At 39.2% G+C, this 26,710-nt stretch carries 30 protein-coding genes and 1 tRNA gene; 16 read left to right on the top strand and 15 right to left on the bottom strand.

Going from position 1 to position 26,710, the window contains the following annotated elements; genetic code table 11:
- Nucleotides 1-63: 63 nt before the first annotated feature.
- Nucleotides 64-1,125: an S-methyl-5-thioribose-1-phosphate isomerase gene (gene mtnA / locus ACE1CA_RS07150; protein WP_413275651.1), complete on the top strand. Its 1,062-nt coding sequence runs from the start codon at nt 64-66 to the stop codon at nt 1,123-1,125.
- On the opposite strand, the gene ACE1CA_RS07155 is transcribed toward mtnA, so the two are convergent.
- Nucleotides 1,122-1,406 carry a hypothetical protein gene (locus ACE1CA_RS07155; RefSeq protein WP_413275650.1) on the bottom strand — a complete coding sequence of 95 codons (285 nt, stop codon included), beginning with the start codon at nt 1,404-1,406 and terminating at the stop codon, nt 1,122-1,124. The genes mtnA and ACE1CA_RS07155 overlap by 4 nt on opposite strands.
- 273 nt (nt 1,407-1,679) lie before the next feature.
- Between ACE1CA_RS07155 and ACE1CA_RS07160 the strand changes: the two genes are divergently transcribed.
- The 4 genes from ACE1CA_RS07160 (at nt 1,680) to ACE1CA_RS07175 (ending at nt 5,341) form a co-directional block, all read left to right on the top strand.
- The gene (locus tag ACE1CA_RS07160) at nt 1,680-2,297 is read left to right on the top strand and encodes a FeoA family protein (protein ID WP_413275649.1); all 618 of its coding nucleotides are present in this window, start codon (nt 1,680-1,682) and stop codon (nt 2,295-2,297) included.
- 11 nt (nt 2,298-2,308) lie between these two features.
- Nucleotides 2,309-4,684 carry a Fe(2+) transporter permease subunit FeoB gene (gene feoB / locus ACE1CA_RS07165; protein ID WP_413275648.1) on the top strand — a complete coding sequence of 792 codons (2,376 nt, stop codon included), beginning with the start codon at nt 2,309-2,311 and terminating at the stop codon, nt 4,682-4,684.
- Between the two features lie 4 nt (nt 4,685-4,688).
- Complete coding sequence (locus ACE1CA_RS07170; protein WP_413275647.1) at nt 4,689-4,907, top strand: FeoC-like transcriptional regulator; 219 nt, start codon at nt 4,689-4,691, stop codon at nt 4,905-4,907.
- A gap of 215 nt (nt 4,908-5,122) precedes the next feature.
- Complete coding sequence (locus tag ACE1CA_RS07175) at nt 5,123-5,341, top strand: hypothetical protein (protein WP_413275646.1); 219 nt, start codon at nt 5,123-5,125, stop codon at nt 5,339-5,341.
- 172 nt (nt 5,342-5,513) lie between these two features.
- On the opposite strand, the gene ACE1CA_RS07180 is transcribed toward ACE1CA_RS07175, so the two are convergent.
- A complete protein-coding gene (locus tag ACE1CA_RS07180) occupies nt 5,514-6,632 on the bottom strand; it encodes an ABC transporter ATP-binding protein (RefSeq protein WP_413275645.1) in 1,119 nt (372 codons plus the stop codon).
- A 275-nt stretch (nt 6,633-6,907) separates the two neighbouring features.
- A complete protein-coding gene (locus ACE1CA_RS07185; RefSeq protein WP_413275644.1) occupies nt 6,908-7,402 on the bottom strand; it encodes a GNAT family N-acetyltransferase in 495 nt (164 codons plus the stop codon).
- Nucleotides 7,403-7,502: 100 nt separating this feature from the next.
- Between ACE1CA_RS07185 and ACE1CA_RS07190 the strand changes: the two genes are divergently transcribed.
- Nucleotides 7,503-7,576: transfer RNA gene (locus tag ACE1CA_RS07190), tRNA-Asp, on the top strand.
- Between the two features lie 102 nt (nt 7,577-7,678).
- Here the strand turns inward: ACE1CA_RS07190 and dtd are convergent.
- Nucleotides 7,679-8,131, bottom strand: coding sequence for a D-aminoacyl-tRNA deacylase (dtd, locus tag ACE1CA_RS07195; protein ID WP_413275643.1), 453 nt, complete (start codon nt 8,129-8,131; stop codon nt 7,679-7,681).
- Nucleotides 8,132-8,564: 433 nt separating this feature from the next.
- Here dtd and ACE1CA_RS07200 point away from each other — a divergent pair, with 433 nt between their 5' ends.
- A complete protein-coding gene (locus ACE1CA_RS07200) occupies nt 8,565-8,693 on the top strand; it encodes a hypothetical protein (protein ID WP_413275642.1) in 129 nt (42 codons plus the stop codon).
- Between the two features lie 64 nt (nt 8,694-8,757).
- Here ACE1CA_RS07200 and ACE1CA_RS07205 read toward each other — a convergent pair whose 3' ends face one another.
- From ACE1CA_RS07205 to ACE1CA_RS07220, 4 genes are all read right to left on the bottom strand, one after another.
- Nucleotides 8,758-9,528, bottom strand: coding sequence for a hypothetical protein (locus tag ACE1CA_RS07205; protein WP_413275641.1), 771 nt, complete (start codon nt 9,526-9,528; stop codon nt 8,758-8,760).
- A gap of 156 nt (nt 9,529-9,684) precedes the next feature.
- On the bottom strand, nt 9,685-9,882 hold the full coding sequence (locus tag ACE1CA_RS07210) for a hypothetical protein (RefSeq protein WP_413275640.1): 198 nt from the start codon (nt 9,880-9,882) through the stop codon (nt 9,685-9,687).
- 145 nt (nt 9,883-10,027) lie between these two features.
- Nucleotides 10,028-10,255 carry a hypothetical protein gene (locus ACE1CA_RS07215; RefSeq protein WP_413275639.1) on the bottom strand — a complete coding sequence of 76 codons (228 nt, stop codon included), beginning with the start codon at nt 10,253-10,255 and terminating at the stop codon, nt 10,028-10,030.
- Between the two features lie 2 nt (nt 10,256-10,257).
- Nucleotides 10,258-10,620 (bottom strand): GIY-YIG nuclease family protein, encoded by a 363-nt coding sequence (locus tag ACE1CA_RS07220; protein ID WP_413275638.1) that lies wholly within the window; start codon nt 10,618-10,620, stop codon nt 10,258-10,260.
- Between the two features lie 147 nt (nt 10,621-10,767).
- On the opposite strand from ACE1CA_RS07220, the gene ACE1CA_RS07225 reads away from it, so the two are divergent.
- Complete coding sequence (locus ACE1CA_RS07225) at nt 10,768-11,430, top strand: class I SAM-dependent methyltransferase (RefSeq protein ID WP_413275637.1); 663 nt, start codon at nt 10,768-10,770, stop codon at nt 11,428-11,430.
- A gap of 71 nt (nt 11,431-11,501) precedes the next feature.
- Here ACE1CA_RS07225 and ACE1CA_RS07230 read toward each other — a convergent pair whose 3' ends face one another.
- Nucleotides 11,502-11,777 (bottom strand): hypothetical protein, encoded by a 276-nt coding sequence (locus ACE1CA_RS07230; protein WP_413275636.1) that lies wholly within the window; start codon nt 11,775-11,777, stop codon nt 11,502-11,504.
- 178 nt (nt 11,778-11,955) lie between these two features.
- Here ACE1CA_RS07230 and ACE1CA_RS07235 point away from each other — a divergent pair, with 178 nt between their 5' ends.
- The gene (locus ACE1CA_RS07235) at nt 11,956-12,870 is read left to right on the top strand and encodes a LysR family transcriptional regulator (RefSeq protein ID WP_413275635.1); all 915 of its coding nucleotides are present in this window, start codon (nt 11,956-11,958) and stop codon (nt 12,868-12,870) included.
- Nucleotides 12,871-13,084: 214 nt separating this feature from the next.
- Nucleotides 13,085-13,666, top strand: coding sequence for a DUF4142 domain-containing protein (locus ACE1CA_RS07240; RefSeq protein ID WP_413275634.1), 582 nt, complete (start codon nt 13,085-13,087; stop codon nt 13,664-13,666).
- A gap of 123 nt (nt 13,667-13,789) precedes the next feature.
- On the opposite strand, the gene ACE1CA_RS07245 is transcribed toward ACE1CA_RS07240, so the two are convergent.
- Together ACE1CA_RS07245 and ACE1CA_RS07250 are read right to left on the bottom strand one after the other, a co-directional pair.
- Nucleotides 13,790-14,167: a hypothetical protein gene (locus tag ACE1CA_RS07245; protein WP_413275633.1), complete on the bottom strand. Its 378-nt coding sequence runs from the start codon at nt 14,165-14,167 to the stop codon at nt 13,790-13,792.
- A gap of 22 nt (nt 14,168-14,189) precedes the next feature.
- A complete protein-coding gene (locus ACE1CA_RS07250) occupies nt 14,190-15,128 on the bottom strand; it encodes a DMT family transporter (RefSeq protein ID WP_413275632.1) in 939 nt (312 codons plus the stop codon).
- A gap of 36 nt (nt 15,129-15,164) precedes the next feature.
- Here ACE1CA_RS07250 and ACE1CA_RS07255 point away from each other — a divergent pair, with 36 nt between their 5' ends.
- Nucleotides 15,165-15,515: a hypothetical protein gene (locus ACE1CA_RS07255; RefSeq protein WP_413275631.1), complete on the top strand. Its 351-nt coding sequence runs from the start codon at nt 15,165-15,167 to the stop codon at nt 15,513-15,515.
- Between the two features lie 226 nt (nt 15,516-15,741).
- Nucleotides 15,742-15,975 (top strand): Nif11-like leader peptide family natural product precursor, encoded by a 234-nt coding sequence (locus ACE1CA_RS07260; RefSeq protein ID WP_413275630.1) that lies wholly within the window; start codon nt 15,742-15,744, stop codon nt 15,973-15,975.
- Nucleotides 15,976-16,067: 92 nt separating this feature from the next.
- On the opposite strand, the gene ACE1CA_RS07265 is transcribed toward ACE1CA_RS07260, so the two are convergent.
- Nucleotides 16,068-16,403, bottom strand: a complete 336-nt coding sequence (locus ACE1CA_RS07265) for a phosphomannose isomerase type II C-terminal cupin domain (protein WP_413275704.1) — start codon at nt 16,401-16,403, stop codon at nt 16,068-16,070.
- 217 nt (nt 16,404-16,620) lie between these two features.
- On the opposite strand from ACE1CA_RS07265, the gene ACE1CA_RS07270 reads away from it, so the two are divergent.
- The 4 genes from ACE1CA_RS07270 (at nt 16,621) to ACE1CA_RS07285 (ending at nt 23,532) form a co-directional block, all read left to right on the top strand.
- Nucleotides 16,621-17,430, top strand: a complete 810-nt coding sequence (locus ACE1CA_RS07270; RefSeq protein WP_413275629.1) for an SIMPL domain-containing protein — start codon at nt 16,621-16,623, stop codon at nt 17,428-17,430.
- 152 nt (nt 17,431-17,582) lie between these two features.
- Nucleotides 17,583-19,658, top strand: a complete 2,076-nt coding sequence (locus tag ACE1CA_RS07275) for a dynamin family protein (protein WP_413275628.1) — start codon at nt 17,583-17,585, stop codon at nt 19,656-19,658.
- Between the two features lie 53 nt (nt 19,659-19,711).
- The gene (locus tag ACE1CA_RS07280) at nt 19,712-21,790 is read left to right on the top strand and encodes a dynamin family protein (protein ID WP_413275627.1); all 2,079 of its coding nucleotides are present in this window, start codon (nt 19,712-19,714) and stop codon (nt 21,788-21,790) included.
- A gap of 68 nt (nt 21,791-21,858) precedes the next feature.
- Complete coding sequence (locus ACE1CA_RS07285; protein ID WP_413275626.1) at nt 21,859-23,532, top strand: dynamin family protein; 1,674 nt, start codon at nt 21,859-21,861, stop codon at nt 23,530-23,532.
- A 154-nt stretch (nt 23,533-23,686) separates the two neighbouring features.
- Here the strand turns inward: ACE1CA_RS07285 and proB are convergent, their stop codons facing one another.
- From proB to mltG, 3 genes are all read right to left on the bottom strand, one after another.
- Nucleotides 23,687-24,799 (bottom strand): glutamate 5-kinase, encoded by a 1,113-nt coding sequence (gene proB, locus ACE1CA_RS07290; RefSeq protein ID WP_413275625.1) that lies wholly within the window; start codon nt 24,797-24,799, stop codon nt 23,687-23,689.
- Nucleotides 24,800-24,880: 81 nt separating this feature from the next.
- Nucleotides 24,881-25,414 carry a YqeG family HAD IIIA-type phosphatase gene (locus tag ACE1CA_RS07295; RefSeq protein WP_413275624.1) on the bottom strand — a complete coding sequence of 178 codons (534 nt, stop codon included), beginning with the start codon at nt 25,412-25,414 and terminating at the stop codon, nt 24,881-24,883.
- Nucleotides 25,415-25,542: 128 nt separating this feature from the next.
- On the bottom strand, nt 25,543-26,649 hold the full coding sequence (mltG, locus tag ACE1CA_RS07300; RefSeq protein WP_413275623.1) for an endolytic transglycosylase MltG: 1,107 nt from the start codon (nt 26,647-26,649) through the stop codon (nt 25,543-25,545).
- Between the last annotated feature and the right edge of the window lie 61 nt (nt 26,650-26,710).

Genomic DNA, 26,710 nt, shown 5'->3' on the forward strand with positions numbered 1-26,710 from the left:
ACTTCAAGTTTTATTATAGAAGGCAAATTGATTTAAACTAGTCCAGGATTTTCACTAACTGTCATGACCTTTAAAGAATCTCATGTTTATCCGGTAATTTGGCAAACAGACCACGTTTTGTTAATTGACCAAAATCGTTTGCCTGCTGAGTATACTTTAGTAGAAATTAACAATTCTGATGATATGGCATTGGCAATTAAAACGATGATTGTTAGGGGTGCACCTGCGATCGGAGTTGCTGCTGCTTATGGGATGTATTTAGGGGCGAGAGAAATTACTGCCGAAAGTCGGGAATTGTTTTTAAGCCAATTAGAAAAAGTAGCCCAAAAGTTAAGTGCCACTCGTCCTACTGCGGTAAATTTATTCTGGGCAATTCAAAGAATGTTAACTGCTGCCAGTCGCACTTTAGGTTCAGTAGAATATCTAAAAGAGGTATTACTAGAAACGGCAAAAAGTATTAATTTAGAAGATTTACAAACTTGTCAAGCGATCGGCGATCGAGGTTTAGAAATTTTACCAAAAACCCCAGAAAAGTTGACGATTTTAACTCATTGTAATGCTGGGGCTTTAGCTACTGCTGGTTATGGTACGGCTTTAGGTGTAGTGCGATCGGCTTGGCGAGAAGGACGTTTAGCAAGGGTTTTTGCTGACGAAACTCGTCCTCGTTTACAAGGTGCCAAATTAACCGCTTGGGAATGCGTGCAAGATGAAATTCCTGTTACTTTAATTACTGATAGTATGGCAGCCCATTGTATGAAGCAAGGTTTAATTCATGCGGTGGTTGTCGGTGCCGATCGAATTGCTGCTAATGGCGATACTGCAAATAAGATTGGCACTTATAGCGTAGCAATTTGTGCCAAAGCCCATAACATTCCCTTTTTTGTCGCTGCACCACTTTCCACAATTGATTTTAGTTTAATTGATGGCAGTCAAATTCCTATTGAAGAACGCGATCCTTCAGAGGTTTACCAAATCGGAAAAACCCGAATTACGCCGGAAGGGGTAGATTTTTATAATCCCGCTTTTGATGTGACTCCGGCAAATTTAATTACCGCAATTATTACCGAATTTGGTGCAGTTGCTCCAAGTGAATTGAAACAATTTGAGGAAAAGCAAGCAGTTTAAAAGGGTATGTTGTTGCGCTTTAGCGCTCTTATTCTAGCTGTAATAAGAGTGCTAAAGCACAACAACTTACTTAATTTATTTAGGGAAAGATTAATTAGTGCCTGATACTCCTGATCCCCTGCCTTTGCCTCAAAATATTCAACGATAAAAGCATCTAGCAAGAGATCGACACGCCGCTGACTGCGCTCAACAGGTTTTCCACCAACTCGCAGTACAGCCCGTTTCATCTGTTCTTCTGTAACTTCTGGAATATCTGAAAGATCGATCGCCTCATCTGACATTGCATTAATCCGCTTTTTATCGATTGCTCCTTAGTTACTTGAAGTAAAATCTCAATAAATGAATTAGAAGTTAGAAATTTTTATCGACTCGAACAGTCGATCGCCAAAACGATCCCATAGCTGAAATCGTTGTAAACTAAGCTTTCACAGACTTGCTGAAATTATTAAGGTTTAGTAAAATCTGTATTTAGTTTCAAATTTTCATGGTATTTATTGAAAATAATTCTTAATGAGACTATCCTCAAGCAGGGAAAGATGGACGGTGAAGAGCTAGTGGACCTCAAGCATGAGGATTGGCGATCGTTTGTTTATTTGAGCGAATACCCAGTCGTAAGTTTTGATGAAATGGATGAGAAATCAGAAACCGGAATAACTTTCTTAGCAAACACAAAAGCAGGGGACTGTGTACGCATAGTTTCGTTGAACTGCGGGGAAGCGAACAACCGCTTGATGGGAATGGGATTAATGCCAGGGGTGCAGTTAACGATCGTTAGTGCATCGGGAACTGGTTCTGTGATTGTGGGATTTAACGAGCAACGCTTGGGATTAGGTGCAGATATGGCGCAACAGATTCAGGTGAGAGATGCCAAATACTCAGGAACAGTTCCAGATAACTCTTTCACACCAAGGAATACAACCATGAAAACTGATAGTAATTCTACGGTTAAACTGCGGAATGCGGCGATCGGTTCGGTAATGAAAGTGATCGGATACGAACCAACTGCCCGTGATTATAAACGCAAATTATTAGCAATGGGACTTACCCCACACACAGAATTTACAGTTACTCGCCATGCACCTTTGGGAGATCCTACTGAAATTGAAGTGCGGGGATTTCGTTTAAGTTTACGCAAAGCTGAAGCTGATGCTTTAATCGTGGAATTAATCTAGGAAGTGAAATAATGGCAAACAAAGTAATTGGATTAGTGGGAAATCCTAACTGCGGAAAAACCACTTTATTTAATGCCTTAACGGGTGCAAATCAGCACGTGGGAAATTGGCCTGGTGTGACTGTGGAACGCAAAGAAGGTAGTTATCGTTATCGTGGTAAAAATATTAATGAAGCTAACCAAATTACGGTTGTTGATTTACCGGGAGTTTATTCGATCGATGCGGGTGATAGTACAACTGGACTTGATGAATTAGTAGCAAGAGATTATTTACTTTCTGGTGAAGCGGATCTCATAGTTAATATTGTCGATGCTTCCAATTTAGAACGCAATCTTTACCTGACTACCCAAATTTTAGAAATGGGTGTACCGATGGTGATTGCTTTAAATATGATGGATTTGGCAGCAAACCGAGAAATTAGCATTGAACCGGAAGTTTTAGCTGAAAGATTGGATTGTCCGGTGATTCCTTTATCTGCTCATACGGGGAAGGGAATTACTTTATTGTGTGATACGATCGCTCTAGCATTTTCACAACCAACAATTCCCCGATCGTACTGTGCTTATCCGCCTGTAATTGAAGATGCTTTAGCAGATTTAATCCCGATTTTGCGAGCGAAATCTGTGGGGAACTCTGCGAATATTCGGTGGTTTGCTTTAAATTTGTTGCAGTATGACGATCGCCATCTTCCCGACTTAGGACAAGAGGTTTTGCGAAAGATTAGCGAACATCGCCATCTCATTCATCAAACATTAGGAGAAGATACCGATTTGCTAATTGCTGATAGTCGGTATAGTTGGATTCATCAAATTATGCAGGGAGTCACGCAACGCACAAATGTTGTTAAGCAAACTGTGAGCGATCGGATCGATCGAGTAGTTCTCAATCGTTGGTTGGGTATCCCGATCTTTCTGGTTGTCATGTACTTGATGTTTCTCTTTTCGATTAACGTTGGCGGCGCATTTATTGACTTTTTTGATATTGGTGTCGGGACAATTTTTGTCGGGGGAACTGCTCATGTATTAAAACAAATGAGTGCTCCTGGTTGGTTAATTGGGTTACTTTCTGATGGAGTTGGCGGTGGGATTCAAACCACAGCAACCTTTATTCCCCAAATTGGATTACTGTTCATTTTCTTAGCTATTTTAGAAGATTCTGGCTATTTAGCAAGAGCGGCATTTGTGATGGATCGCTTAATGCGATTTATGGGATTACCGGGTAAATCTTTTGTGCCAATGATGGTAAGTTTTGGTTGTAATATTCCCGGAATTATGGCAACTAGAACTTTGGAAAATCGGCGCGATCGCTTAATGACAATTATCATGAATCCCTTCATGTCTTGCGGCGCACGTTTACCAATTTACGCTTTATTCTGTGCCGCATTCTTCCCCACAAATGGACAAAACATTGTATTTCTTCTCTACATTTTGGGAATTTTAGCCGCAATTTTCACCGGATTAGTAATGAAACATACCTTATTTCGGGGAGAAGCAGCACCTTTTGTCATGGAGTTACCACCCTATCATATTCCTACTATAAAAGGAGTGCTAATTCGCGGTTGGGATCGACTGAAAGCATTCATCACTAAAGCGGGAAAAATGATTGTAATTATGGTGGTAATTTTGGGATTAATTAACTCTGTAGGTGTGGATGGATCTTTCGGGAAACAAAATAGTCAAGATTCGATTTTGAGTGCTTTTAGTCGCACCATTACTCCTGTATTTACGCCGATGGGTATTCAACAGGAAAATTGGCCTGCTACAGTAGGTTTATTTACCGGAGTTTTTGCTAAAGAAGTAATGGTAGGAACTATGGATTCTCTTTACACTTCTTTGGCACAACAATCAAGTGGAAAAGAGGAACCAGAGGAAGCTTTTGATTTCTGGGGTGATATGGGTAAAGCTTTTGCAAGTATTCCTAAAAATTTAGCAGATTTGAGCAATCAAATACTCGATCCATTGGGAATTAGTATTATGAATAGCACAGGCGATCTAAAAACTGCTGCTGAGGAGCAAGAAGTAAATTATACTACTTTTGGACAAATGGCAACTCGGTTTGGTAGTACTACGGCAGCGATCGCATTTCTCCTATTTGTGTTATTGTATTTCCCCTGTGTTTCTGCCACTGCTGCGGTTTATCGAGAAACTAATTTAGGATGGACAATTTTTGTCGCTGCTTGGACAACTGGATTAGCTTATTGGGTAGCTGTTTTCTACTACCAATTTATGACTTTTAATGCTGCGCCAATGAATGCAACGACTTGGTTAGTAGGTTTACTTTTGGTGATGGGTGGTGTGTTAATTGGATTAAAATTGTTTAGCGATCGTCGTCGAATTAAATCAATAGGTGAAGTACCAGTTCGTTCTCTAGAAACTGCTAGGAGATAAGCTTATGATTTTGCAGGAACTTCAGCAATATTTGCGCGATCGTCCTGTTAGTTCTTTGGCAGAACTCGCCCAACATTTCCAGTCAGATCCCGATGCTTTGCGGTTAATGCTTAATAGACTCGAAAGCAAAGGACGAGTTCGCAAATTAGAAACCAAAAAATGTGGGAGTTGTCATAGTTGTAACCCGGAAACTATGGAACTTTACGAATGGGTAAAATCATAATCGATCGGTTCATCTGTGGATATCTGTGGTAAAAAAACAATATTTTCGACTTTTGCAAGAACTCTCATCAAACTACGCGGAGATCGAAATGTCTGGGCAAGCGATCGAGATTACATACTTTTGTGATCTCGATCGCTTTACATTTCTTTACTTTTTGTTACATTTATTTACAGAGATAAGACACAAGAGAAAACTAAAAATTAAGGAGACGGAACATGAAAGCTAACTATTCTTATGCTTCTGCTATTTTCAACGCTGATTTTAACAACTTTGCACGGATCAGTGTTAATCAAGCTTGGTCGTTATTCTTTACTCTTGGTAAAAACGATGCAGCGTTAGGAGATAATCCAGAAGTAGGGAAGTTTTTCACTAATGTAACGATCGCAATTGTCGCTGCTTCCATCTTAGGATCTTGTATTTTCACCTCAATCTAAAGCAGTTTATTGGCGAAATAAATCCCCGGTAGGATTGAAATATCGGGGAAATTTTTTCATCAGCAAAACCTTAATGCAAAAATTAAGAATTACCTAATGAAGACAGCTAAATTCTTGCCCAGTCTGGTTTTGACCAAAAATTTAGCAAAGTAGCACGAAAGAACTAAACATTTTACCTTAAAGGATAAAGAGTATTACCAATAACAGGGTCAAAAATAAACAGGTGATTTAAGTCTAATTGTACAGAAATGCGATCGCCCACTCGCCCCCGCCAATTACCGGGTGTTAACACCTCCATTTGCAAATCTAATCCAGACAAACTAACACGAACTAAAGTCTCTCTTCCCAAAGGTTCGATAACTTTCACATCAACAAATAACTCTCCTCCCCCTATTTCTTCTCGGCGTTCTCTGCGCCTCTGCGGTTCAATTACTTCTATATATTCGGGACGAATACCCAAATCTAAACCTTGTCCTTGCGTTAACTTTAAAGTATCCCTGACAAAACTTGGACAACCTAAGATTTGTTCCCCAATTTTAAAGCCATCACCTACATAAATTCCAGGTAAAATATTCATTGGGGGATTACCCAAGAAAGTCGCTACCATTTTATTATTAGGACGTGCATAAATTTCTTGTGGTTCACCAATTTGTTGAATTATTCCCCGATTTAAAACAATAATTTTATCAGCCAAAGTCATGGCTTCAATTTGATCGTGAGTTACATAAATAGTAGTAACTCCGACTTTTTGATGTAATTGCTTTAATTCTGCTCTGGTATCATCGCGCAATTGAGCGTCTAAATTTGACAAAGGTTCATCTAACAAAAATACTTTTGGTTCTCTGGCGATCGCCCTTCCCAAAGCAACTCTTTGTTGTTGTCCCCCCGACAATTGTTTTGGTTTCCGATCTAAGAGATGGAAAATATCGAGCGATCGCGCCACCTTTTCCACTCGTTCTCTAATAGTTGTGGACGCAACCTTTCGCATTTGTAAACCGAAAGCCAAATTTTCTGCTACCGTCTTATGAGGATAAAGAGCATAATTTTGAAAAACCATTGCCACATCCCGTTGGCGTGGCGGGAGATGATTTACTAAATCATCGCCAATATAAACAGCACCACTAGTAACAGATTCTAAACCTGCGATCGTTCTTAATATTGTAGACTTGCCACAGCCCGAAGGCCCAACTAACACCCAAAATTCCCCATCAGGAACTTCAAAGGTAATATCCTCAATAGCGGTGACATTATTAAATTTGCGGGTAACTTCTATTAATTTTACTTTTGCCATAATCTTATTAGCAGTTAGTAGTTGGTAAGCTGTTCCGCATTTAAATTGGATTGTTTGGAAACAGAAGAAAATTCGTCTAATTCTCTCCCCTGCCCCCCTGCCCCCCTGCTCCCCTGCAATCTTAATAAGTGATTTAAATGCGTGACAGCTTAGTGGTAGTTGGTAATAGTCGATCGCTTACTACTCTTTACCGACTACCATTCACCAAACAACTTAATTTTGTGACAACCCGTTCCAATTCGTCAATCAGTGAAAAACTTATCTGCTTTCTTGCACTAAGTTAAACGTAAACCCACAATTACTAAGTCTCGTTCTATGCCATCGAGTTCCCCAACACCCGGAAGATAACCCCATTGTTGGAAACCCATTTTCTGAAATAAACGTAAACTTGGTTGATTATGGGCAAAAATGTAACCGAGCAAAGTTTTAATCCCCAATGCTGGACTTTTGTCGATCGCAGCTTTTAACAGGAAGCCTCCCACTCCACAGCCTCGATAATTTGCCGAAATGTAAATACTCAATTCTGCGGTGTATCGGTAAGCAGGTCGGTTATAACAAAAGGGTTGGAAACTCAGCCACCCAACAATTACCTCATCTATTTCCGCCACCCACACGGGTCTACTGTTTGGCTTGTGTTCCCGAAACCAAATTAGACGGCTTTCTACTGTCACAGGCTGAACGTCCCCAGCCGCAATCCTTCCGGGAATTGCAGCATTATATATTTCTACAATTATTGGCAGGTCAGACTCAATGGCATCCCGTAGCTTCATAGGAATTTAAAAAAATCACTAAAAAACATTTGACAAATTCTAAAACAGTTGGCACAATAGAGATCGCGTCGAAAGTGACAGCGAAACCGAAAAATACCGAGGGACTGTAGTTCAATTGGTTAGAGCACCGCCCTGTCACGGCGGAAGTTGCGGGTTCGAGCCCCGTCAGTCCCGTTCCTAATCGCTCAGGCGAGTCAAGTCGTAGCTACATAAGTAAAGTTCACCTACAGGGACTAAATTACCGTAGCACCATTTTTACTGTAATTAGTTCTGAATTCAACCATTTTCTTTTTCTAGTAGCAAAGTTACAGGGCCATCATTGATTATTAAAACATTCATCATTGCTCCAAATATTCCTGTTTCTACTTTGAGTCCACTTTGACGCAACTTTTCGACAAAGCGATCGTACAATTCTTTTGCTGGTTGTGGTGCTGCTGATTTATCGAAGGACGGACGGCGACCTTTACGACAATCTCCGTACAGTGTAAATTGACTGACGACTAAAAGCTCCCCGTTAATTTCTTGAATGGATTTCGAGAAGCGATCGCCATTTTCCTCACTCGGAAAAATTCGCAACTCCAAACACTTTCGCACCATCCAATCTAATTCGGTTTCCGTATCATTACTGGAAATTCCTACCAAAAGATTTAATCCTCGCCCAATTTTACCGACAACTTCACCTTCAATTTCTACTTGAGAAGATTTAACTCGCTGAATCACTACTCGCATAATTCGTTTTCCCCTACCACCTTATAATTATGTCGTTTCGCAAGGTTTAAGAATATTTGTTGAGAAAATAAATTATAGAATATTGCTGAAATTGTTAATATTTGTCTCAAGGACGACTAAAAAATCGGTAAATTTACTGTATCTTTAAAGATAAATCAGTGGTTGTGAGTTGCAAGGGCAAAAATTTAGAAAAACTCTCCTGAATATAAACCATGTTGGGTGAATCTACATATCAGAAAGATTCAGAGAGAAAACATTAGTCCGACCGATCGATTAGTAAGAACCCGATAAAGTAGAGTTCGGCGCTCGGTAATCTTACGACCTGATTGGTTTCCTATTCCAGGTAGCAATGGGAAAGGAAGCTGATATTTACGCTCTGCAACTTCAATCTAAATTCCCTGTCTCATAAACTAACAAATGGCGAGGTTGAACAATGGAACTATTAGCTTATATCCACATGACTTTGGTTCAAAAACCTGAATTCCAAAAAGTCTCTAAACCTAAAAATTTCGAGAAACAAGAGAGCCAAGAATATTTGCAATATGTAGCTGTTGGATTATAGAGAAGCTTTGTTTGATAATGATTCCCGGAATTTAAAGTTAGTTTCGGGAATCATTAGTTTCAGTTCAAGCTGACTTGAAGAAGCGAATAATTTCTCTTACATGATCGAGGAATTGTCCATCGGTGGAAAGCTGGGCGATCGCTTGTTCTGCTTCTCGTGATAATCTGTTATGTTCGGCTTGATTAGTAGCTTTTAAGTCTTCCAAATTAGCAGCTATGCGATTTAAATCATAGCGGGTTGCTTCCCATTGTCTTGTTTGTGTAGCTACCCAAGAGTCGGGATATTCTGGATTTAATCGTTCTTGAATTATTTTTACAGTTGCTTCTAATTCGCTAAAACGATGTCGCAATTCTAAAATATCTTCACGCGGATATTTAACTTGTTGGCGAATCATTGTGAGTCTGGCGGCTAAATATTGATAGGCGCGAACTGCTGGACGTAAAATTGTCAGTAATAAAGCCGCAGCAGAACCGAGATAACCGATCGCGCTAATCCCCAGAACTGCTAAAGTATAAAAGCCGATCGCGGAAATGAGGTGGAGAGTGATGGCTGCAAAGAGCGATCGCTTGGCAATAATTCGAGCATAATTAACTTGTTTCTGCTCAATTTTAATCCCTTTTTCAGTTGATTCTGTAGCCTCTGCAATTACTTCCTTAGCTTCAAAATGAATATTCCAAGGTATAGTCACAATTGCTAACAACCATTCAAAAATAGCTACAGCAATTACCCAGTCAAGGAAACTACCTGTAGGAATTTGTAACCATTTTAAAATGCCAAAAACTAATAATACGGAAAAGACTATGCCAATGTTAAGACTGACGACGCTGTAATACATTTTAGTCACCTAAAAGATATTGTTTATTGCCTCGATCTTGGCTAATTGTAATAATAATGATTGCTGGTATGTGACGGTTTTAGAGGTTTCACATGGGTTTTTGAAGAGTTTAGATTAACTGAGATCGATCGATTTCAGTTGCCCGTATTTGTCAAACTAAATTGTTACCATTCCGTAGGGACAATCAGCTGTGATTGTTTGATTTTGCAATTCTTCATCAACTACTTTAGCCTCTAATTGAGGATCGTCAAATCTAATTTCTAGAAAGTATCCTGAGTTGGAATTTGGCTTGGCATCTTCTGCACCTTTTTGTGCTAAGATTTCTTGGATTTCGGAAATATGAATTTTTGCCATTGGTGGTACAGGTTGTATACAGGCATTGATTGAATCATTCGGTTTTGTGATTGTCGGAGAAGATGACGGTACTGGATATATGAAATTCTAGTGCGATATGGTTAACGCCACACTTTGCGATCGCACCTTGTTTCCTTTGCAGAGATTACCCCAGTTCTGAATCCTGAAGACGTTCCGATAATAGGCAATCTTCAAAGCTGAAAGCTTCTTCATCTAAAAAGCTAGCGATCGCCATTTCGATCGTAGCTTCCAGGGAGCATTCTAGCTCATTTGCTTTTTCCATTAGGGCGATTTTTACGTAGTCAGGCAAATATGGTATCAGCGAATGAATAGATTCTGGTGGCAAGTGTTGGATCTTTAGGGTGTGAGTCATTGTTATCTGGGAATTTTCACGTTGTAGGGAGGATTTGTAGCTTGAAGGATTAAGGTTTCTAGTTCATATAATAACCCTGGCCTTTGCCATTGGTTGAGGGTAACGAAGGCGATCCTCACCTCATCTGGATCGTAGCGATCGAGCCAGCCCCATAGAAAGGCTTTGTGTCCACCTCGTAGTCGATCGCGGAGGTTCTTGGCTTTACCAATGTACAATAATCCCTCAATCCGATGCCGAAAGGCGTACAAACCGACTGCGGCAGGAATTGTATCAAAGTCTCGGCTGAGGGGATAGCATTGATCGAATGGGGTAAAGGCAAGAGTGTCGAGAATTTGGCGGGCTTCTTCATGAATGGAGTTGCTCATGAAAATTGAAATACGCAAGCGGTTATTTTATCCTACAAATAGAAGTTCTGCGCCGCACTCTCTACTTCCACAAACAGTTCGTTTTACCTAGCAATATACGCCATAGTATATCCTGGCTCTAACAATGACGAATTCCACTACTAAACAATGACAAAAAAGACACTTGGCTTAGACAATCAACTGTATGATTATTTTGTATCTGTTTCTGTGAGACAGCCAGATATTTTGCGGCGTTTGCGCGAAGAAACAGCTAATCATCCCTATGCTACAATGCAAATTTCGCCAGAACAAGGTCAATTTATGGCTTTGTTAGTGCAGTTAATTGGCGCAAAGAAAACTTTAGAAATTGGCGTTTTTACAGGTTACAGTTCTCTTTCTGTAGCTTTAGCTTTACCGCCAGATGGCAAAATTATTGCTTGTGATGTTAGTGAAGAATATACGAATATTGCTCGTCGTTACTGGCAAGAAGCAGGAGTCGCAGAAAAAATTGATTTGCGAATTGCACCAGCTTTAGATACTTTAGATCGGTTATTAGGATCTGGTGAACAAGAAAGTTTTGATTTTGCTTTTATCGATGCGGATAAAGGGAATTATCAAGAATATTACGAACGGTGTTTAAAATTAATCCGTCCTGGTGGTTTAATTGCTATTGATAATGTACTTTGGTCGGGGAGAGTTGCCGATCGCCAAGTCCAAGATCAAAGTACGCAAGCAATCCGTAAATTCAACGAGAAACTATTCCAAGATGAACGAGTCAGTATCAGTATGGTACCTATTGCCGATGGCTTAACTTTGGCACTAAAACGTTAATATCTAAAAGGGTGGGATTTACCCACCCAAACACTGACTATCAGCCATTCTCAACCTAACAATTCCTAGTTTTAGTGATAGCGTTCTTCGATCCACATCCGCATTTCTGCTTCCGAATCTAAGCTAATCGAATTACCTGTGGTAGGGTCGTAGGCGTTCCACCAAGTATGACCTTTGCGATCGCTCGTTTGCCAGACTTTGAGTTCACTTGCATGATTAATTAATGTGACAAAACGTTCACAAATATTGTTAATCAAACTGGCTACTTTAGACTTGATTTGTGGCAATTGAATACCATGAATTAATGGTGACTTTGATTGATTTTGATGTAAAGAATTGTGCAGCATTTGTTTACACTTCTCCTGATAAAGACTTTTTTAAATTTGTCTATAAATCTAATGTAACCTTGATTCAAATAAGCAACCATCTATTGCTTGAATAGCTTATATGAATAAAATCGATAGATAGGAAGATGAATGAAGCTGTGGTTTTTGGGACAATCTAAACAGTGCGTGTGAAAGCTATATGGATGAAATCAATAAAACTCAAATCAAACTTTCTCAATTGCTGGCTTTGGTTGCTGTTGCGGAGTACAGAAATTTTAGTGAAGCAGCACTGCGTTTAGAAATGTCTCAATCAGCAGTTAGCCACGCTATTGCTAGTTTGGAAGAACTGTTAGGAGTGGTGTTATTTTATCGGGGTCGTCATGGCGCACATTTAACGCCTGTGGGGGAACGAATTAAAGTTCATGCAAGGGAAATATTACGATCGGTAAATGCAATTGAAAAAGAAGCTGATTTAGAAAAAGGTTTACGAGGTGGAGTTGTGCGAGTTGCTTGTTTTCGCAGTGTGGCAACTCATATTTTACCGACTGCGATCGCCAAATTTCACACCATCTTTCCTGATATTAATGTCAAAATTACTGAAGACGACAGTTTTTTCAGCATAGAAGATAGTTTGCGTGCAGGTTTTGCTGATATCGGCTTTACTTACTTACCCTCTAGCGATGATTTTGAAACTTGGGAAATTCTCCGAGATGATTACATCGTTCTTTTACCACCAAAAACTAAGATAGATAGTCAACAAATCTCTTGGCAACAACTAGCTGCATTCCCCTTAATTATCAGTGCTTCTGGGCCTTGCCATGACTACATTCAACCCTACTTAGAGCGAGCAGAGTATCCTATTAAAATTGCTTACGAAATCCGCGAAGATTCAACAATTGTCAGTATGGTAGGGCAAGGTTTAGGCGCAGCTATTCTGCCTCGTTTGGCTGCTGAACCTTTATCTCTTGGCATCATAGAATGTAATTTACCAGTACCTTTACAAAGAGTAATTGGAGTAGCAATTTTGGCAAATGCTCTGCATTCTCCAGCAATCTACGCCTTTTTAGATGCTTTAAGAAATACAGGTAAATTTGCTGTAAAAATGGCTGTTTAATTTGTGAGAATTTAGTGAAGTGACATCTGTCATTTGTCTGATATCGATGGTGAATAAAACACTACTGATAAATGAATAATGCTCTCCGACATTTGTATAAATACCTCTCTAGTTAGACTATGCTTAATCTATGGATAGAAGCTGAATGAAATTAACAGTAGCTATGATTTTTAAAGTAATAATAACTTTCATAAATCGGGACTGTTAATCGCTCATGAAAAACATACTTTCTGCTAGTCTGGTCGGAACTGGAATGGTTCTTGCTCTAGCATTTGTAGCCGTAGCCGAGCAATCTGAACGTCAACCAAGCACGCTACAAAATCGCCAAAATACTACAGAACAAACTCAAAATAGATTAAGTTCTTCAGACAGGCTGTTTGCTAATAAAGCAGCACAAGGTAACTTGGCAGAAATACGCTTGAGTCAGTTGGCATTAGAGAGAGCAAGCAGTAGTGAAGTCAAGCAGTATGCACAACGAATGATTGATGAACATACACAAGCAACTAATCAATTGGCGCAAATTGCTGCTCAAAAAGGTATTACTTTACCTAGACAATTAGATGCTCAACATCAGCAAATAGAACGTCAATTACGACAGCTTTCTGGTGCAAGTTTCGATCGAGCTTACATGAGAGCAATGGTAAACGATCATGCTCAAACTGTGGCTTTATTTCAAAGACAAACTGAACAAGGTCAAGATCAAGACTTAGTAAGTTTTGCTTCCACATTGTTGCCAGCAATTCAGCAACATTATGCTATGGCTAATGGTATGGTTCGCAGTTTGGCAAATCGATAGTTTATTTTTAACTATTGAAGAGTAGGGGAATAGTTAATTGAACCGATCGCTATTTTGGCTAATGCAAAAAATACGGGAATGTACTTACGTATATGTAGACGATCGCTCAATTAATTATTCCCATTAGTAGCGCATTACTAAGACGCTGGCTACTGGATCTCGCTCGGAATCTAAGCTACTTTTGGCATAGTGACAAACTTCTATCACCCAAAATCGATCGTTTTTTACTTTGAGCTTTTCATGTACCGCAGGAACTCTAGAAAATAGTTCTGTACCCGATCGGTAATTTCCCTTAGTTGTTCTGATATACAAATCGACGGCTACAAACAGCATATTTTTATTTAAGTAAGTAAGTGAAGTTAAATCAATTTTCTCTACTTTTCCTATTAAATCGGGAGTGCAATCAAAAACTTTGAAGAAGTTTTGGTAAAGATATTCTCTACTATAATCAAACTTGATTAAAGTAAGCAGGATAGCGGACTCTTTCGCTTGAAATTCCATTTATACCTGTTGAGTAATCGAATTAAAATTTAAACAACAATGCTATACCAACTAAAGCTAACAAGACTCCAGCAATGGCGCGAAAACTAACTTTTTCCCCTAACAAAACGGCAATGGGTAAAACAAAAAGCGGACTGGTGGCGTTTAGGGTTTGGGCAATTCCAGCCGGGGCAAATTTTAGGGAAATTTGTTGTAACCAAATTCCTAAGTAAGTGCCTATGAAAGAATTAAAAGTAATGATTGCCCATAAATTTATTGTGAGTAAAGGTTGATATCTTAGAAGGTAATTTTCTCTAATTTTTCGATTTTTGATTACTAGCCAAATTAGCAGTAGTATCAATCCAGCGGTTAATCTAATTAGGGTACTCCACAAGGGACTAATTGTGGTTTGAGTTAAGGCTAGACGGGATAAAATTGCACCGATCGCATCTCCTACAGTTGACACCATCGCCCAAACAATACCTTGCCAAAAATATGCTTCTTTGCCATTTGTTCCCGGAACTCTTTCGCTAACTACCCAAGCTACTCCTAAAATGGTGAGAAAAATTCCCCACCAAGCAGCAACAGAGAGAGTTTCTTGTAAAAAAACTAAAGCTATTAATGCTACTAATGGCGAGGTTAGTATTTTTAATAACAGCGTGCGTCTTGCTCCTAAATAGTTAAGCGCCGCAAATAAAGCTGTATCTGCGATCGCAATTCCGATCGCTCCACTGAGTAACAATAACCAAAAAGCTATCGGCTCGATCGCAGGTAATGACCGTTCAGAAAGGAAAATAGTCACGACTAAAAAAACTTCTGCGATGACACCTTTGAGGAAATTTAACTCCAGAGGCGGAATGCGTTGTCCCACCTTTGACCAGACCACAGAAGCGATCGCCCACAGAAAAGCCGCACTTAACGCCGCTAGTTCCCCTTTAAAATTCGTAACCCAAAAACCGGGAAAATTTGCTATATAAGTCATCAAATAAGCCTAAGTCTCGCAAATTAGGAGTTGCTCATGAAATACACTTTCGACATTCTCGGAGTCTCTCCAATTTTATACTTTTTTAACCAACAACAAGAGAGAAAAGAACAAAAATCTCAGACAGGAGTGGAATATGTCGCCGCATACAAATGTACCCTTGACGCATTAATTCAATCTGTAGAAAATGTTCCTAACTACCGAGGTTGGGATTTAGATGACGCGATCGAAACGGTAATTAATTTCTGGGTGAATAACTCAGATAGTATCAAATATTGGAAAGAACGCTTAAAAGATGCTGGAGGCGAAAATCTTTTAGTTGGAAGAGTTGCCAATGTCAAATCACTAAAGGCAGAGTTGGAAATCCTTCTTGACAAAAATCTTTAAAATTTAGAAACTATTTTCGCACTGCCAAATGTAAAACTACGTCATAATTTCTCTGATTCCAGCGAATAAACCCGGTTCCTAGTAGGTACAATTTGTGACAATTTTTATCTACAGTACTCAAGACCGGGTTTATTTGGAATTTTTGTGGTTGTTATTGAGAGCTTAATTGTTATACTGTTTTAGGTAAAATTAGATAGGTTGTTATTAATTAAGGTATTTTCAAAAAATGAGCAAAGAAAGTGCCCAAAAATTCCTACAAGATGCTGCTAACGATTTGACCTTAAGAGAAAAGATGAAAGAAGCTGGTAGTCCAGAAGATTTCATTAAAATAGCGGAAAAATTGAACTACAGCTTTACAACTCAAGAACTCAAAGATGTGATCTCAGAAAATAGTGAAAATGTCACTATGAGAAGACACACAGGAGTTTGGCCTTGGTTGCGGGAAGTTAATTGGATTTAAATTTAATCCAATAAAATTCTGATTTTTATTTAGGAGAAAGGGTAAGGTAAAGGAAAATACTTTTCCCTTTTTCCTGAATCAAAATAAAAATTCTAATGACTTTCTGAGTCTTCTGGAAAACGAATAATATCATCTTCCCCTAGATATTCTCCATTTTGAACCTCAATCATAACTAGAGGAATAACTCCCGGATTTTCCACCCGATGTGGTGTAGAGGCAGGAACATAAGTAGATTGTTTTTGCATTAGCAGAGTCTCCTTACCACTACAAAGAACCCTAGCTGTACCAGAAACCACAATCCAGTGTTCGCTGCGGTGATAGTGCATTTGAGTACTAATATGATGACCTGGTTTAAGTTCAATCCGATTAATCCTGTAGCGATCGGTTTCTTCCAAAAGAGTCACCGTTCCCCAAGGTCGTATCCGCATAGTCCCAGGTTCGGAAGTTGCAGACAGAGTAGCAATTTGCTCATTTTGTTGGTTATCATTTATGGTTGCCATAGCTAGTTCCTCATACTAAGGATTTGTAATTTGTTTTATAGCCATATTTTAAGTTGGATACACCATAAGATGACAGGGGGCAGCGAAATTTTAGGTGAAACAAGGCATTTTCAGCTTTTACATTAATGTTTAGTGGCAACATAAAATGTATCGATTCTTAACAGTATTATTTCAAACCCTGGTTTCTGCCGTTGTCCTGACGGGTCTATCGATATCAGCTAACAAAACCAGCTTCGCCCAAAATTCCACAAGTCCAATTAATGTGTCTCAGGTTACGAATGGCATGACACCGCAACTTTTAATTAACCAACGTGCCATAACTGTAGTAGGTCAAGGTCAAGTAATTGCCCCCGCAGATGTCGCCCGCTTGGAATTTCGTTTTGCTTCCCGCAATCCTTTAGATTCCGCAAGCAGAAGCACTCCTTCACTTACTGAGGGTACACCAGCTGAAGAACCTTTAAAATCTGTGGTTGATGCTTTACTGGCGATTAAAATTCCAGCTAATAGTATGGAACTGCAAACTAGTTCTCTAGAAAATCCTAAATTATTTGTAAAAATCTTGAAACCAACTCGCGAAAGAATGCAGGAGGTTGTCAAATCAGCGAATTTAGCCACAGAAACTAGCGACCAATTATTTATTCAGGGTATTAGTGTTGAATACGCCGTAAACAACTGTCAACCATTAGAACGTAATGCACGCCGCAATGCTATCAGAGATGCACAAACTCAGGTGCGAAGTGTGGCATTAGAAATGGGCGTACAGTTGGGAGAATTGCTGTTAGTTACAGTTTATCCGATCATTAGTCCTCCTTCTGTTTCCGCTTGCGGCACAAAGCAAGGAGTTCCCCTTTCGCCTTTTTCTAGCATTAATCAAAGTATTCCCCCTTATGACCCATCTGCACATCCAGAAGTACAAGTAAGGAGTCAAGTTAGCGTTACTTACGCCATTAAATAGCTAAGGTTTCGGTAATATTGCTGAACTAAGTGCAACTAAATTTATCTGGAGAAGCTAATTTTTCAATTTTACAATCTGCGCTAAATTACCTCTTGGCAGTTGGGAGGTAGTAGAGCTAAATTTGGATAGTCGCCGCTTAGAGCAAAGATATAATGACTTACACCGCAGAATCTACAAGTTTTATTAGAGATTTAGATCGACTCGCCAAAGCCCGCGCTGATTTTGCTCAATCTTTAAGTAAAATATCCGCTACTCTCAAAACATCGGAAACTGTAGGGGAAACTGCTTCTGGTGGATTAGGTTTAAACAAAGATATAGAAGACATTGATTTAGCTAGAAAAAACATTCAAAAAGGTGTATTCCGACTGTTAATTTTAGGTGACATGAAACGGGGAAAAAGCACTTTTCTCAATGCTTTAATTGGCGAGAATTTGTTACCTAGTGATGTCAATCCTTGTACAGCAGTGTTGACAGTTTTGCGTTATGGCTCAAAAAAGAAAGTAACAGTTTATTTTAAAGATGATAAACCTGCTAAACAGCTAGATTTTGCTTCTTTCAAAGAAGAGTATACTATCAATCCTGATGATGCTAAAAAATTAGAAACAGAGAAAAAATTAGCTTTTCCTGATGTAGATTATGCGGTTGTGGAGTATCCTTTACCTTTGTTAGAAAAAGGAATTGAAATAGTTGATAGTCCGGGATTAAATGATACGGAAGCGTTAAATAAATTATCTCTAAGTTACATCAATAACTGCCATGCGATTCTGTTTGTATTTAGAGCCGATCAACCTTGCACTTTAGCAGAGCGTCGTTACTTGGAAAATTATATCAAAGGTCGAGGTTTAACGGTTTTCTTTTTGATTAATGCTTGGGATGAAATTACCAAAGGATTGATCGATCCTGATAATACTGAAGAATTGGAAGCGGCTGAGGAAAAGGTGCGGCAGGTATTTAAGAGTTATTTGGCTGAATATTGCCAGGTGGAAGGTTTTGATGTTTATGAAGAAAGGGTGTTTGAAATTCACTCTTTAAAAGCATTGAGACAAAAGATAAAAAACCCAGAAAGTACTTTAGAAGGAACGGGATTTCCAGAGTTTATTGCTGCTTTGAATACTTTTTTAACTAGGGAAAGAGCGATCGCAGAATTGCGCCAAACTAAAACCTTAGCCCGCTTAATTTACAATCATGTACATGAGGCAGTTGAAAGACGAATTCCTTTGTTAGGGCAAGATATTGCCGAGTTAAAACGACGGATTAATTCAGTTGAACCAGAGTTTCAACAATTAAGGGAAATTCGCGATCGGTTCCGAGAAGATATTATCATTATGCGAGATAGTAAGGCAAGAGCGATCGCAGATTCTTTCCGTTCCTACATTTTGAACTTAGGCAACACCTTTGAAACAGATTTCTTACAATATCAACCAACAATAGGATTCATAGATTCCTTAAGTCAAGGCAGAAGAGAAGAATTTAACGCTGCTTGCAAACGAGCATTTGAACAATACATAAAAGACAAAATTTCCGCTTGGGAACTAACTGCTGAACGAGAATTACATGATGCCTTTGCCACTTTAGCTAGAACTGCGGCTGAGTACGGTTCAGCATATACCAAAGTCGCCAATACAATTACAGAAAAATTAACTGGAAACTTATTCGTCGGACAAAATTTAGGTTATGAAAACGACTCTCTTAGCTGGGCAAGTTGGGCAATGGGATTTTTCTCATTAATAACAGGTAACGTCGCTGGTATAGCCCTAGCTGGTGCTGGTTTTGATTGGAAAAATATTTTAGTAAACTGGTTAGCTGCCATTGGAATTAGTAGCTTTTTCCTAATTTTTACAGGCACATTTTTAGGCCCAATAGGAATTGCTTTAATTGGTTTAGGAATAGGTGCTTTACAAGCAGACCAAGCTAGGAAAGAATTTATTAAAGCTACCAAAAAAGAGTTTATTAAATACCTTCCTCAACTAGCACAAGAACAATGGGAACCGATTCATCAAGCTGTCAAAGATTGCTTTAATAGCTACGAACAAGAAGTCAATAAACGGATTAATGAAGATATCAAATCTCGTCAAGCTGAGTTAGATAACTTACTTAAACAAAAGGAATCACAAGAAATTAATTACCATGCTGAATCAAATCGTCTGAGAACTCTAGATAATCAGATTTTGTCCGAATATCACAACTTGGAATCAATTTATGAAGGTTTAACTTCATATTATGCGTGATATCCTTAAAAAGGAGTTGCAGTTGTTGCTGTTAAATTTATTGGTGCCACGAAATGAGTTACAAGATTGAAACTGACCGTTTTCTTAACGATTTAGAGAAAGTTGCCCAAGCACGCGCCGAAATAGCTAAATCTTTCAACCAGATGACTGAGACGTTGGAAAAAGCCGAAATGGAAGGTAAAAAATCCTCTGGCGGACTCGGTTTGGAAAGAGAGATAGAAGATGTCAAAATAGCTAGAGAGAACTATCAAAAAGGTGTATTTCGTCTCCTAGTTTTAGGTGATATGAAACGAGGAAAAAGCACTTTTTTAAATGCTTTAATTGGCGAGAATTTATTACCCAGTGATGTTAATCCTTGTACGGCAGTGTTAACCCTACTCCGCTATGGCCCTGAAAAGAAAGTAACAGTTTATTTTAAAGATGGAAAAAGTCCGAAAGAGTTAGATTTTAAGAGTTTTAAACAGGATTATACGATCGATCCTGCTGAAGCAAAAAGACTAGAACAAGAAAAAAAACAAGCCTTTCCTGACGTTGATTATGCCATAGTTGAATATCCATTACCATTGCTAGAAAAAGGTGTAGAAATAGTTGATAGTCCGGGGTTAAATGATACAGAAGCACGAAATGAATTATCGTTAGGCTATATCAATAATTGTCATGCAATTTTATTTGTTTTAAGAGCATCCCAACCTTGTACGCTTGGCGAACGTCGCTACTTAGAAAACTATATCAAAGATCGGGGTTTAAGTGTTTTCTTTTTAATCAATGCTTGGGATCAAGTTCGAGAAAGTTTAATCGATCCAGATGATCTAGAAGAATTACAAGCAGCTGAAGACAGATTACGACGAGTTTTTCAAGCTAACTTAGGTGAATATTGCATATTAGAAGGGCAAGATATTTATGAAGAAAGAGTATTTGAAATTTCTGCAATCAAGGCACTAAGAAAACGTTTAAAACAGCCTTCAGCTTCTCTTGAAGGTACAGGTTTTCCTGAATTTATGGGCGCACTCAATACTTTTTTAACTAAAGAAAGAGCAGTTTCCGAATTGCGACAAGCCAGAACTCTAGCGCGTCAAACTGCTACCCGCGTACAAGAAGCTATTGAAAGACGAATTCCCTTGCTAGAACAAGATGTTCAACAATTGAAAGAAAAAATTAGTTCAGTTGAACCAGAATTTAATAAATTGATGAATATCCGCGATCAATTTAAGCAAGAAATTCAAAATTTAGGAGATAGTAAAGCTAAAGCGATCGCAGATTCTTTCCGATCGTATGTGCTAAATTTAGGCAATACTTTTGAATCCGATTTTGTGCGCTACCAACCAGAGTTAAAATTCATGGATTTCTTAAGTAAAAGCCGTAGAGAAGCTTTTGAAAATGCACTTAAACAAGCATTCGAGCAATACATTAATGATAAGCTATCTGCCTGGAGTCTGACTGCGGAAAAAGAAATGGATAGCGCCTTTTTCTTATTAGCTAAAAGTGCAGAAAACTACGGTGCTTCTTATAGCAAAATTACCAATATAATTACTGAAAAATTAACCGGAAAAAAAGTACAATCGTCAGGCAATTCATTACCAGAAGACAACTCCCCCGCTTGGGCAATATGGGCAATGGGACTTTTTTCTTTAGCAAGCGGCAATTTTGCAGGTGTGGCGATGGCGGGGGCAGGATTTGATTGGAAAAATATTCTGTTGAACTTAATTACCGTATTTGGTATTAGCACCATTATTGGTAGTGTAACTGGCATTGTTTTAGGCCCATTATACTTAGCTTTATTAGGAATGGGTGTTGGAGTTTTGCAAGCAGATCAAGCAAGAAAGGAATTAATAAAAGCTGCGAAAAAAGAGTTAGTAAAACATCTGCCGCAAGTAGCGCAAGAACAATGGCAACCGATTCATGATGCTGTCAAAGAATGCTTTAAAGTTTATGAGGGAGAAGTTAGCGATCGCATCAACGATGACATTAACTCCCGCAAAGCCGAATTAGATAATTTACTCAAGCAAAAACAATCCTATGAAATTAATCGAGATAACGAACTAAAGCGTCTCAAAACTATTGAATCAGATGTTTTTTCTGACTTCAAAAAAATTGATTCTATCTATGATGATTTTCTAGAAGCTGTTGCTTAAATAACTGTTGACTCCCCGCAAGGGCAGGGAAAAATATGTAATAATTTACCAAAAATAAAGGTACTAATATGGAACAAAAAAACCAATATCAAACTCTAGTAAATAATCTCCAAACAGCATTAGCATTGCTCGAAATAGATAAAAATTCTCAGCTTTATCAAGACACCATTTCCGTCTGCAATTATCTGTCTAAACCAGGATTTCAAATAGCCGTTTTTGGCCCATTTAATTATGGCAAATCAACCTTAATTAATGCCATTCTCGGCAATCGGGCCTTACCAATTGATATTATACCCACAACAGGTGCAGCAATTTCCGTCAAATATGGCGAAGAGTTAAAAACAAAAATTACCTTTATAGATGGCAAAGAAATCAATCAAACTGGCACAGAAATTCTTAAAGAATTTGCGATTTTAGATGGCGATCGAAGAATGCGAGATGATGTCGCCTCAGTGCAGGTTTTTTGTCCTCATCCACTCCTGCAAAATAACGTAGAATTACTCGACTTACCAGGAACCAACGACAGAGAAGCACAAGATGAATTAGTCCGAAATAAACTGTTAACAGCAGATTTAATTATTCAAGTTTTAGATGGTCGGCAATTGATGACTTTAACCGAACGAGAAAAACTGCATGATTGGTTAATTGATAGAGGGATTAAAAGCATAGTTTTTGTAGTTAACTTCCTCAATTTATTAGAATCAGAAGACCAAAAAGAAGTTTACAAACGCCTGCGATTTGTAGCAGAAAGCTTTCGTGCAGATCTACCTTCAAACATCAGTAACCTTTACCGAGTTGATGCACTTCCTGCCTTAAGATCGAGATTAAAAGGTGATGTTGCAGCCGCACAAAGTAGCGGTTTAGTTATGTTTGAATCTGCTTTGCAAAGTATTTTGGCAGCCAAACAGGAAAAAATGGAAGATATTCGTTTACCCCGTGTCGTAACAATTGCTGCTCAAATTAAACAATCCTTGCAAACAAAAACGCAAAGCATTGCCAGTGAATTAGAAACTATTGAAAATAAACACAACGCGAAAATTGAAATTCAACAAAAAGCCGAAAAACTAATTAAACAAGGTTTCGTCACTAGTGTTTTAGAATTACGTAACTGGCTAGACGAACAAACACTTTTATATCGCTATCAATCCGAAGCTGCTGCTGCACTGCAACAAGGTCAATTTAACAATTGGGAAAGAGATTTTTTGCAACCAAAATTAGTTCAATTGCAAGAATCAATCGTAAAATGGGTGACGCAATCTAGCGAATTTTTCAATCGTCCTCAACCCGAAATTCTCTCTATTTCATTCCCTAGTCACCCCCAAGTAAATCTACCAAATAAACCGACAAATTCTAACGATCTTGCTGACACTGCTTCGGTAGGTGTAGCTACTGGTTTAGGATGGGTTTTGGGTGGCCCTGTAGGTGCTGCTGTTGTTGGTAGCGCTGCTTATCTTTTGAATAAAAACCTCAGCAAGGACAAGCAACAAACTAGCGAAGAAAGTTACCATAATCAAGTCACGCAGCTATATGCTGATGCTGTGAAAGATTATTTAATTCGCTTTAGTAAAGAAGCCCTAGATCAGCTACTAAAATATCAAGATAAAGCTGAAAGAATTATGACTTTTCAAATGCCAGAATTGCCTTTAGAGGTTAGTAGTAAGCGTTCTCAACTAAAGTTGTTAAATGCTTGCTTTGAAAATATCGATCTAAACGAATTGCGATCTGGTACCAATTCTCTATGAAGATGCGCTTAATTCACCCCACCCCAAACCCCTCCCCGTCCACAGGGAGGGGCTATGATTGAGTACAATTTTACAGAGAATTGGTATAACTTCTTGTTCTTGAAGTTCACTGAATATCCCCATTTCCTATCCTCACCAGGAGATAGGGCAAGCCCTAATTACTCAGTACCAAATTATCTCGGTGAACTACAGTTTCTGCACCTGGGTAGCCTAAAATTGCGGTAATTTCGGCTGATTGACGACCTTGAATTTTTTTTAGTTCGCCACTACTGTAGTTGACAATTCCTCTAGCAATTTCTCGGCCTCCAAGATCGCACAATTGTACTGCATCACAAGTGCGAAAATCGCCTTCTACTTGGGTAATTCCGGCAGCTAAAAGAGATTTTCCCGCTTTGGCGATCGCACTCACTGCCCCTTGATCCAAATAAATTTTACCGCAAGGGACTAAGCCGTGAGCAATCCAGCGCTTCCGCGCATTACTGGGTTGAGATTGTGGTTCAAAATGGGTGCCTATCGGTTCTCCTGCCAGGATTTTCTCAATGTTTCCTGGGTTTTTCCCTTCTGTAATCACCGTGCGAACGCCAGCAGCAGTGGCAATCCGGGCGGCAGCAATTTTAGTCGTCATCCCACCAGTACCCCACTGAGAACCGCGATCGCCTGTTTGCACTTCTAATTCTGCCAGTTGATCGATATGCGTCACCAAAGTAATCGGTTGAGCATCAGGGTGACTGCGCGGATCTGCTGAATAAAGTCTATCTACATCTGTGAGTAAGAATAGCCAATCTGCCTCTAATAAACTGGCGACTCTGGCGGAAAGCGTGTCATTATCGCCAAATTTTAACTCTTCAATGGCAACAGTATCATTTTCATTGACAATGGGTATAACTCCCAACTTTAATAAAGCGGCAAAAGTGTTGTGAGCATTGATATAGCGACTGCGCTGTACTAGATCGATGCGAGTCAATAATACTTGTGCGATCGGCTGTTGTAAAGAAGTAAAAAAGTCATCATAAACCCGCATTAATCTACCTTGTCCCACAGCTGCCACTGCTTGCTTCACCGCTATATTCCGGGGACGTTCCTGTAACCCCAAACGAGCACAACCTACACCCACTGCCCCTGATGATACTAAAACTACATTGTTTCCCGCAGCACGGAGACGACTAAGTACTTCAACTAAGGCAGCGATCGTAGAAAGAGCTAAGTTACCAGTAGAAGGATTAGTCAAACTAGAAGTCCCAATCTTAACAACAATAGTTTGATTCATAACGAGCGATTTTAGATTTATCAAATAGTTAAATTCATTGACATATTATCCTATCTATGCCTCCTCTTTCGTCCCTAGATCTTATCTGATATGTCGTTTTTTAGCGGGGATAGTTGCGCCGAGAACTTGAGATAACCAGACTTCTAGAGTGTGAATTGGGTAAGATTGAATTGCTTTTCCAGTAGGGACGATCGGTTCTACTAAAATAGTAAACATTCCCAAACGATTACCTGCCAAGACATCAGTAAATAGGCGATCGCCAACCATTGCCACCTGTTCTATGGGCAAATTCATTTGATTAACAGCCCTTCGTAGTTTACGACGAGAAGGCTTACTAGCACCAAAAATATAGGGCAGATTTAAAGCTTGAGCAATTCTGCCAATTCTCGATTCACTCAAATTATTACTCACCAACCACAATTGAGCTACCTGACGAATTTCTTCAACCCAGTGTAGCAATTCATCAGAAGCATGAGAAACTTTTACAGGTACTAAAGTTTCATCCACATCCAACACCAAACCCTTAAGCTGATAGTAATCAAGAATTTCGGGTGTTAGACGGAGAATTGTGCCTTCTAAAATTAAATCTGGCTGTAATAGTGCGCCCCAAGACATAAGAATTTATTTGGTAATTTGCTCAACATTATAACGGTGATAGTCGAGTTTTTGTGATGAGTTTTGCTTGATAAAAACCGCTACCAATAAAACTCATCACTGTTATACTTTAGCAACCAAATTAACAACTAATTTGGTTGCGGAATTGCCCCTTGGTTTTGTTGTACTCGTTGTTTGCGAATCGCTGCCACAGCTGCTTGGTGTTCTGCTAAGGTGCGACTGAAGACATGAGTACCATCGTAACGAGCCACAAAAAACAGATAATCGGTTTTTTCTGGATTCAGGGTAGCTTGTAAACTAGCTTTTCCTGGACTGGCGATCGGGGTTGGTGGTAAACCTCGATTCAGATAAGTATTATAAGGAGAAGGAGTTTTGACTTGCTTAAAAGTCAAAGGTTGATCGACTGTTTGTTGGATATTCAATCCATACTCAACCGTAGGATCGGCCTCCAGCTTCATCCCCTTTTGCAAGCGTTGAGTAAACACACCTGCGATCCGGGGACGTTCTGCGGGAATCACAGCCTCTTTTTCTACAATACTGGCAAGAGTCACCCATTGCAGAAGATTCAGCTTAATTTGTTGCGGATTTTTTTGGTACATTGGCAGAGCCACTTGCTCAAATCTTTTGAGCATAATATCGATTACTGCTTTAGGAGTGATTCCACCGCTGGCTATCTGGTATGTGTCGGGGTACAAAAAGCCTTCTAAATGAGGTAAACCGCTGGGTAGCCAAGGAAATTTATCGCGGGGAATTTGCTTGGTAGCAGCCAGGAAATCTTGGGCGGGAAAAAAGCCTTGGGATTCAAAGTATGCAGCCATTTGCTTGAGATTTCGACCTTCCGGGATCGTAAAGCTAATTTGCACCACACTACCCTGACTGATTTGTTCAGCAATTTCTTTTAAAGACTGAGTGGGTGAAAGCTCATAAGTTCCCGCTTTAAACACACCTTTATTTTGCGTATTTAACCAACGTACCCAAAGATCCCAAGCATTGCTAGAGCGAATTAACCCAGCTGATTCTAAATAACTACCAATTTGCTTGCTAGTAGAACCAGGGGGAATGCGAATTTGCACTGTTTTGTCAGCGTCTGAGGTTTCGCCAGTGGATGACTTTGGTGCAGGAGGTGCTGTTGCCCAACTCCACCAAGCCCAACCTTGCCAAGCACATAGCACTATTACAGCAGGAAATAGTGCCAGGTAGAAGAAAATTTTAGAGAAGCGTTGCACAATGCTCATTTGGAAATAGTAGAAATCAGCAAAAATAACCTTGGTGATTAGTATTGAGTCACTTACTTTA

This window comes from Floridaenema evergladense BLCC-F167 (assembly GCF_041929205.2).
Lineage (GTDB): Bacteria > Cyanobacteriota > Cyanobacteriia > Cyanobacteriales > Aerosakkonemataceae > Floridanema > Floridanema evergladense.

Coding starts and splice junctions, on each gene's coding strand:
- mtnA (WP_413275651.1), top strand. CDS start 64: ATGACCTTTAAAGAATCTCATGTTTATCCGGTAATTTGGCAAACAGAC.
- ACE1CA_RS07155 (WP_413275650.1), bottom strand. CDS start 1,406: ATGTCAGATGAGGCGATCGATCTTTCAGATATTCCAGAAGTTACAGAA.
- feoB (WP_413275648.1), top strand. CDS start 2,309: ATGGCAAACAAAGTAATTGGATTAGTGGGAAATCCTAACTGCGGAAAA.
- ACE1CA_RS07170 (WP_413275647.1), top strand. CDS start 4,689: ATGATTTTGCAGGAACTTCAGCAATATTTGCGCGATCGTCCTGTTAGT.
- ACE1CA_RS07175 (WP_413275646.1), top strand. CDS start 5,123: ATGAAAGCTAACTATTCTTATGCTTCTGCTATTTTCAACGCTGATTTT.
- ACE1CA_RS07180 (WP_413275645.1), bottom strand. CDS start 6,632: ATGGCAAAAGTAAAATTAATAGAAGTTACCCGCAAATTTAATAATGTC.
- ACE1CA_RS07185 (WP_413275644.1), bottom strand. CDS start 7,402: ATGAAGCTACGGGATGCCATTGAGTCTGACCTGCCAATAATTGTAGAA.
- dtd (WP_413275643.1), bottom strand. CDS start 8,131: ATGCGAGTAGTGATTCAGCGAGTTAAATCTTCTCAAGTAGAAATTGAA.
- ACE1CA_RS07200 (WP_413275642.1), top strand. CDS start 8,565: ATGGAACTATTAGCTTATATCCACATGACTTTGGTTCAAAAACCTGAA.
- ACE1CA_RS07205 (WP_413275641.1), bottom strand. CDS start 9,528: ATGTATTACAGCGTCGTCAGTCTTAACATTGGCATAGTCTTTTCCGTA.
- ACE1CA_RS07210 (WP_413275640.1), bottom strand. CDS start 9,882: ATGGCAAAAATTCATATTTCCGAAATCCAAGAAATCTTAGCACAAAAA.
- ACE1CA_RS07215 (WP_413275639.1), bottom strand. CDS start 10,255: ATGACTCACACCCTAAAGATCCAACACTTGCCACCAGAATCTATTCAT.
- ACE1CA_RS07220 (WP_413275638.1), bottom strand. CDS start 10,620: ATGAGCAACTCCATTCATGAAGAAGCCCGCCAAATTCTCGACACTCTT.
- ACE1CA_RS07225 (WP_413275637.1), top strand. CDS start 10,768: ATGACAAAAAAGACACTTGGCTTAGACAATCAACTGTATGATTATTTT.
- ACE1CA_RS07230 (WP_413275636.1), bottom strand. CDS start 11,777: ATGCTGCACAATTCTTTACATCAAAATCAATCAAAGTCACCATTAATT.
- ACE1CA_RS07235 (WP_413275635.1), top strand. CDS start 11,956: ATGGATGAAATCAATAAAACTCAAATCAAACTTTCTCAATTGCTGGCT.
- ACE1CA_RS07240 (WP_413275634.1), top strand. CDS start 13,085: ATGAAAAACATACTTTCTGCTAGTCTGGTCGGAACTGGAATGGTTCTT.
- ACE1CA_RS07245 (WP_413275633.1), bottom strand. CDS start 14,167: ATGGAATTTCAAGCGAAAGAGTCCGCTATCCTGCTTACTTTAATCAAG.
- ACE1CA_RS07250 (WP_413275632.1), bottom strand. CDS start 15,128: ATGACTTATATAGCAAATTTTCCCGGTTTTTGGGTTACGAATTTTAAA.
- ACE1CA_RS07255 (WP_413275631.1), top strand. CDS start 15,165: ATGAAATACACTTTCGACATTCTCGGAGTCTCTCCAATTTTATACTTT.
- ACE1CA_RS07260 (WP_413275630.1), top strand. CDS start 15,742: ATGAGCAAAGAAAGTGCCCAAAAATTCCTACAAGATGCTGCTAACGAT.
- ACE1CA_RS07265 (WP_413275704.1), bottom strand. CDS start 16,403: ATGCGGATACGACCTTGGGGAACGGTGACTCTTTTGGAAGAAACCGAT.
- ACE1CA_RS07270 (WP_413275629.1), top strand. CDS start 16,621: ATGTATCGATTCTTAACAGTATTATTTCAAACCCTGGTTTCTGCCGTT.
- ACE1CA_RS07275 (WP_413275628.1), top strand. CDS start 17,583: ATGACTTACACCGCAGAATCTACAAGTTTTATTAGAGATTTAGATCGA.
- ACE1CA_RS07280 (WP_413275627.1), top strand. CDS start 19,712: ATGAGTTACAAGATTGAAACTGACCGTTTTCTTAACGATTTAGAGAAA.
- ACE1CA_RS07285 (WP_413275626.1), top strand. CDS start 21,859: ATGGAACAAAAAAACCAATATCAAACTCTAGTAAATAATCTCCAAACA.
- proB (WP_413275625.1), bottom strand. CDS start 24,799: ATGAATCAAACTATTGTTGTTAAGATTGGGACTTCTAGTTTGACTAAT.
- ACE1CA_RS07295 (WP_413275624.1), bottom strand. CDS start 25,414: ATGTCTTGGGGCGCACTATTACAGCCAGATTTAATTTTAGAAGGCACA.
- mltG (WP_413275623.1), bottom strand. CDS start 26,649: ATGAGCATTGTGCAACGCTTCTCTAAAATTTTCTTCTACCTGGCACTA.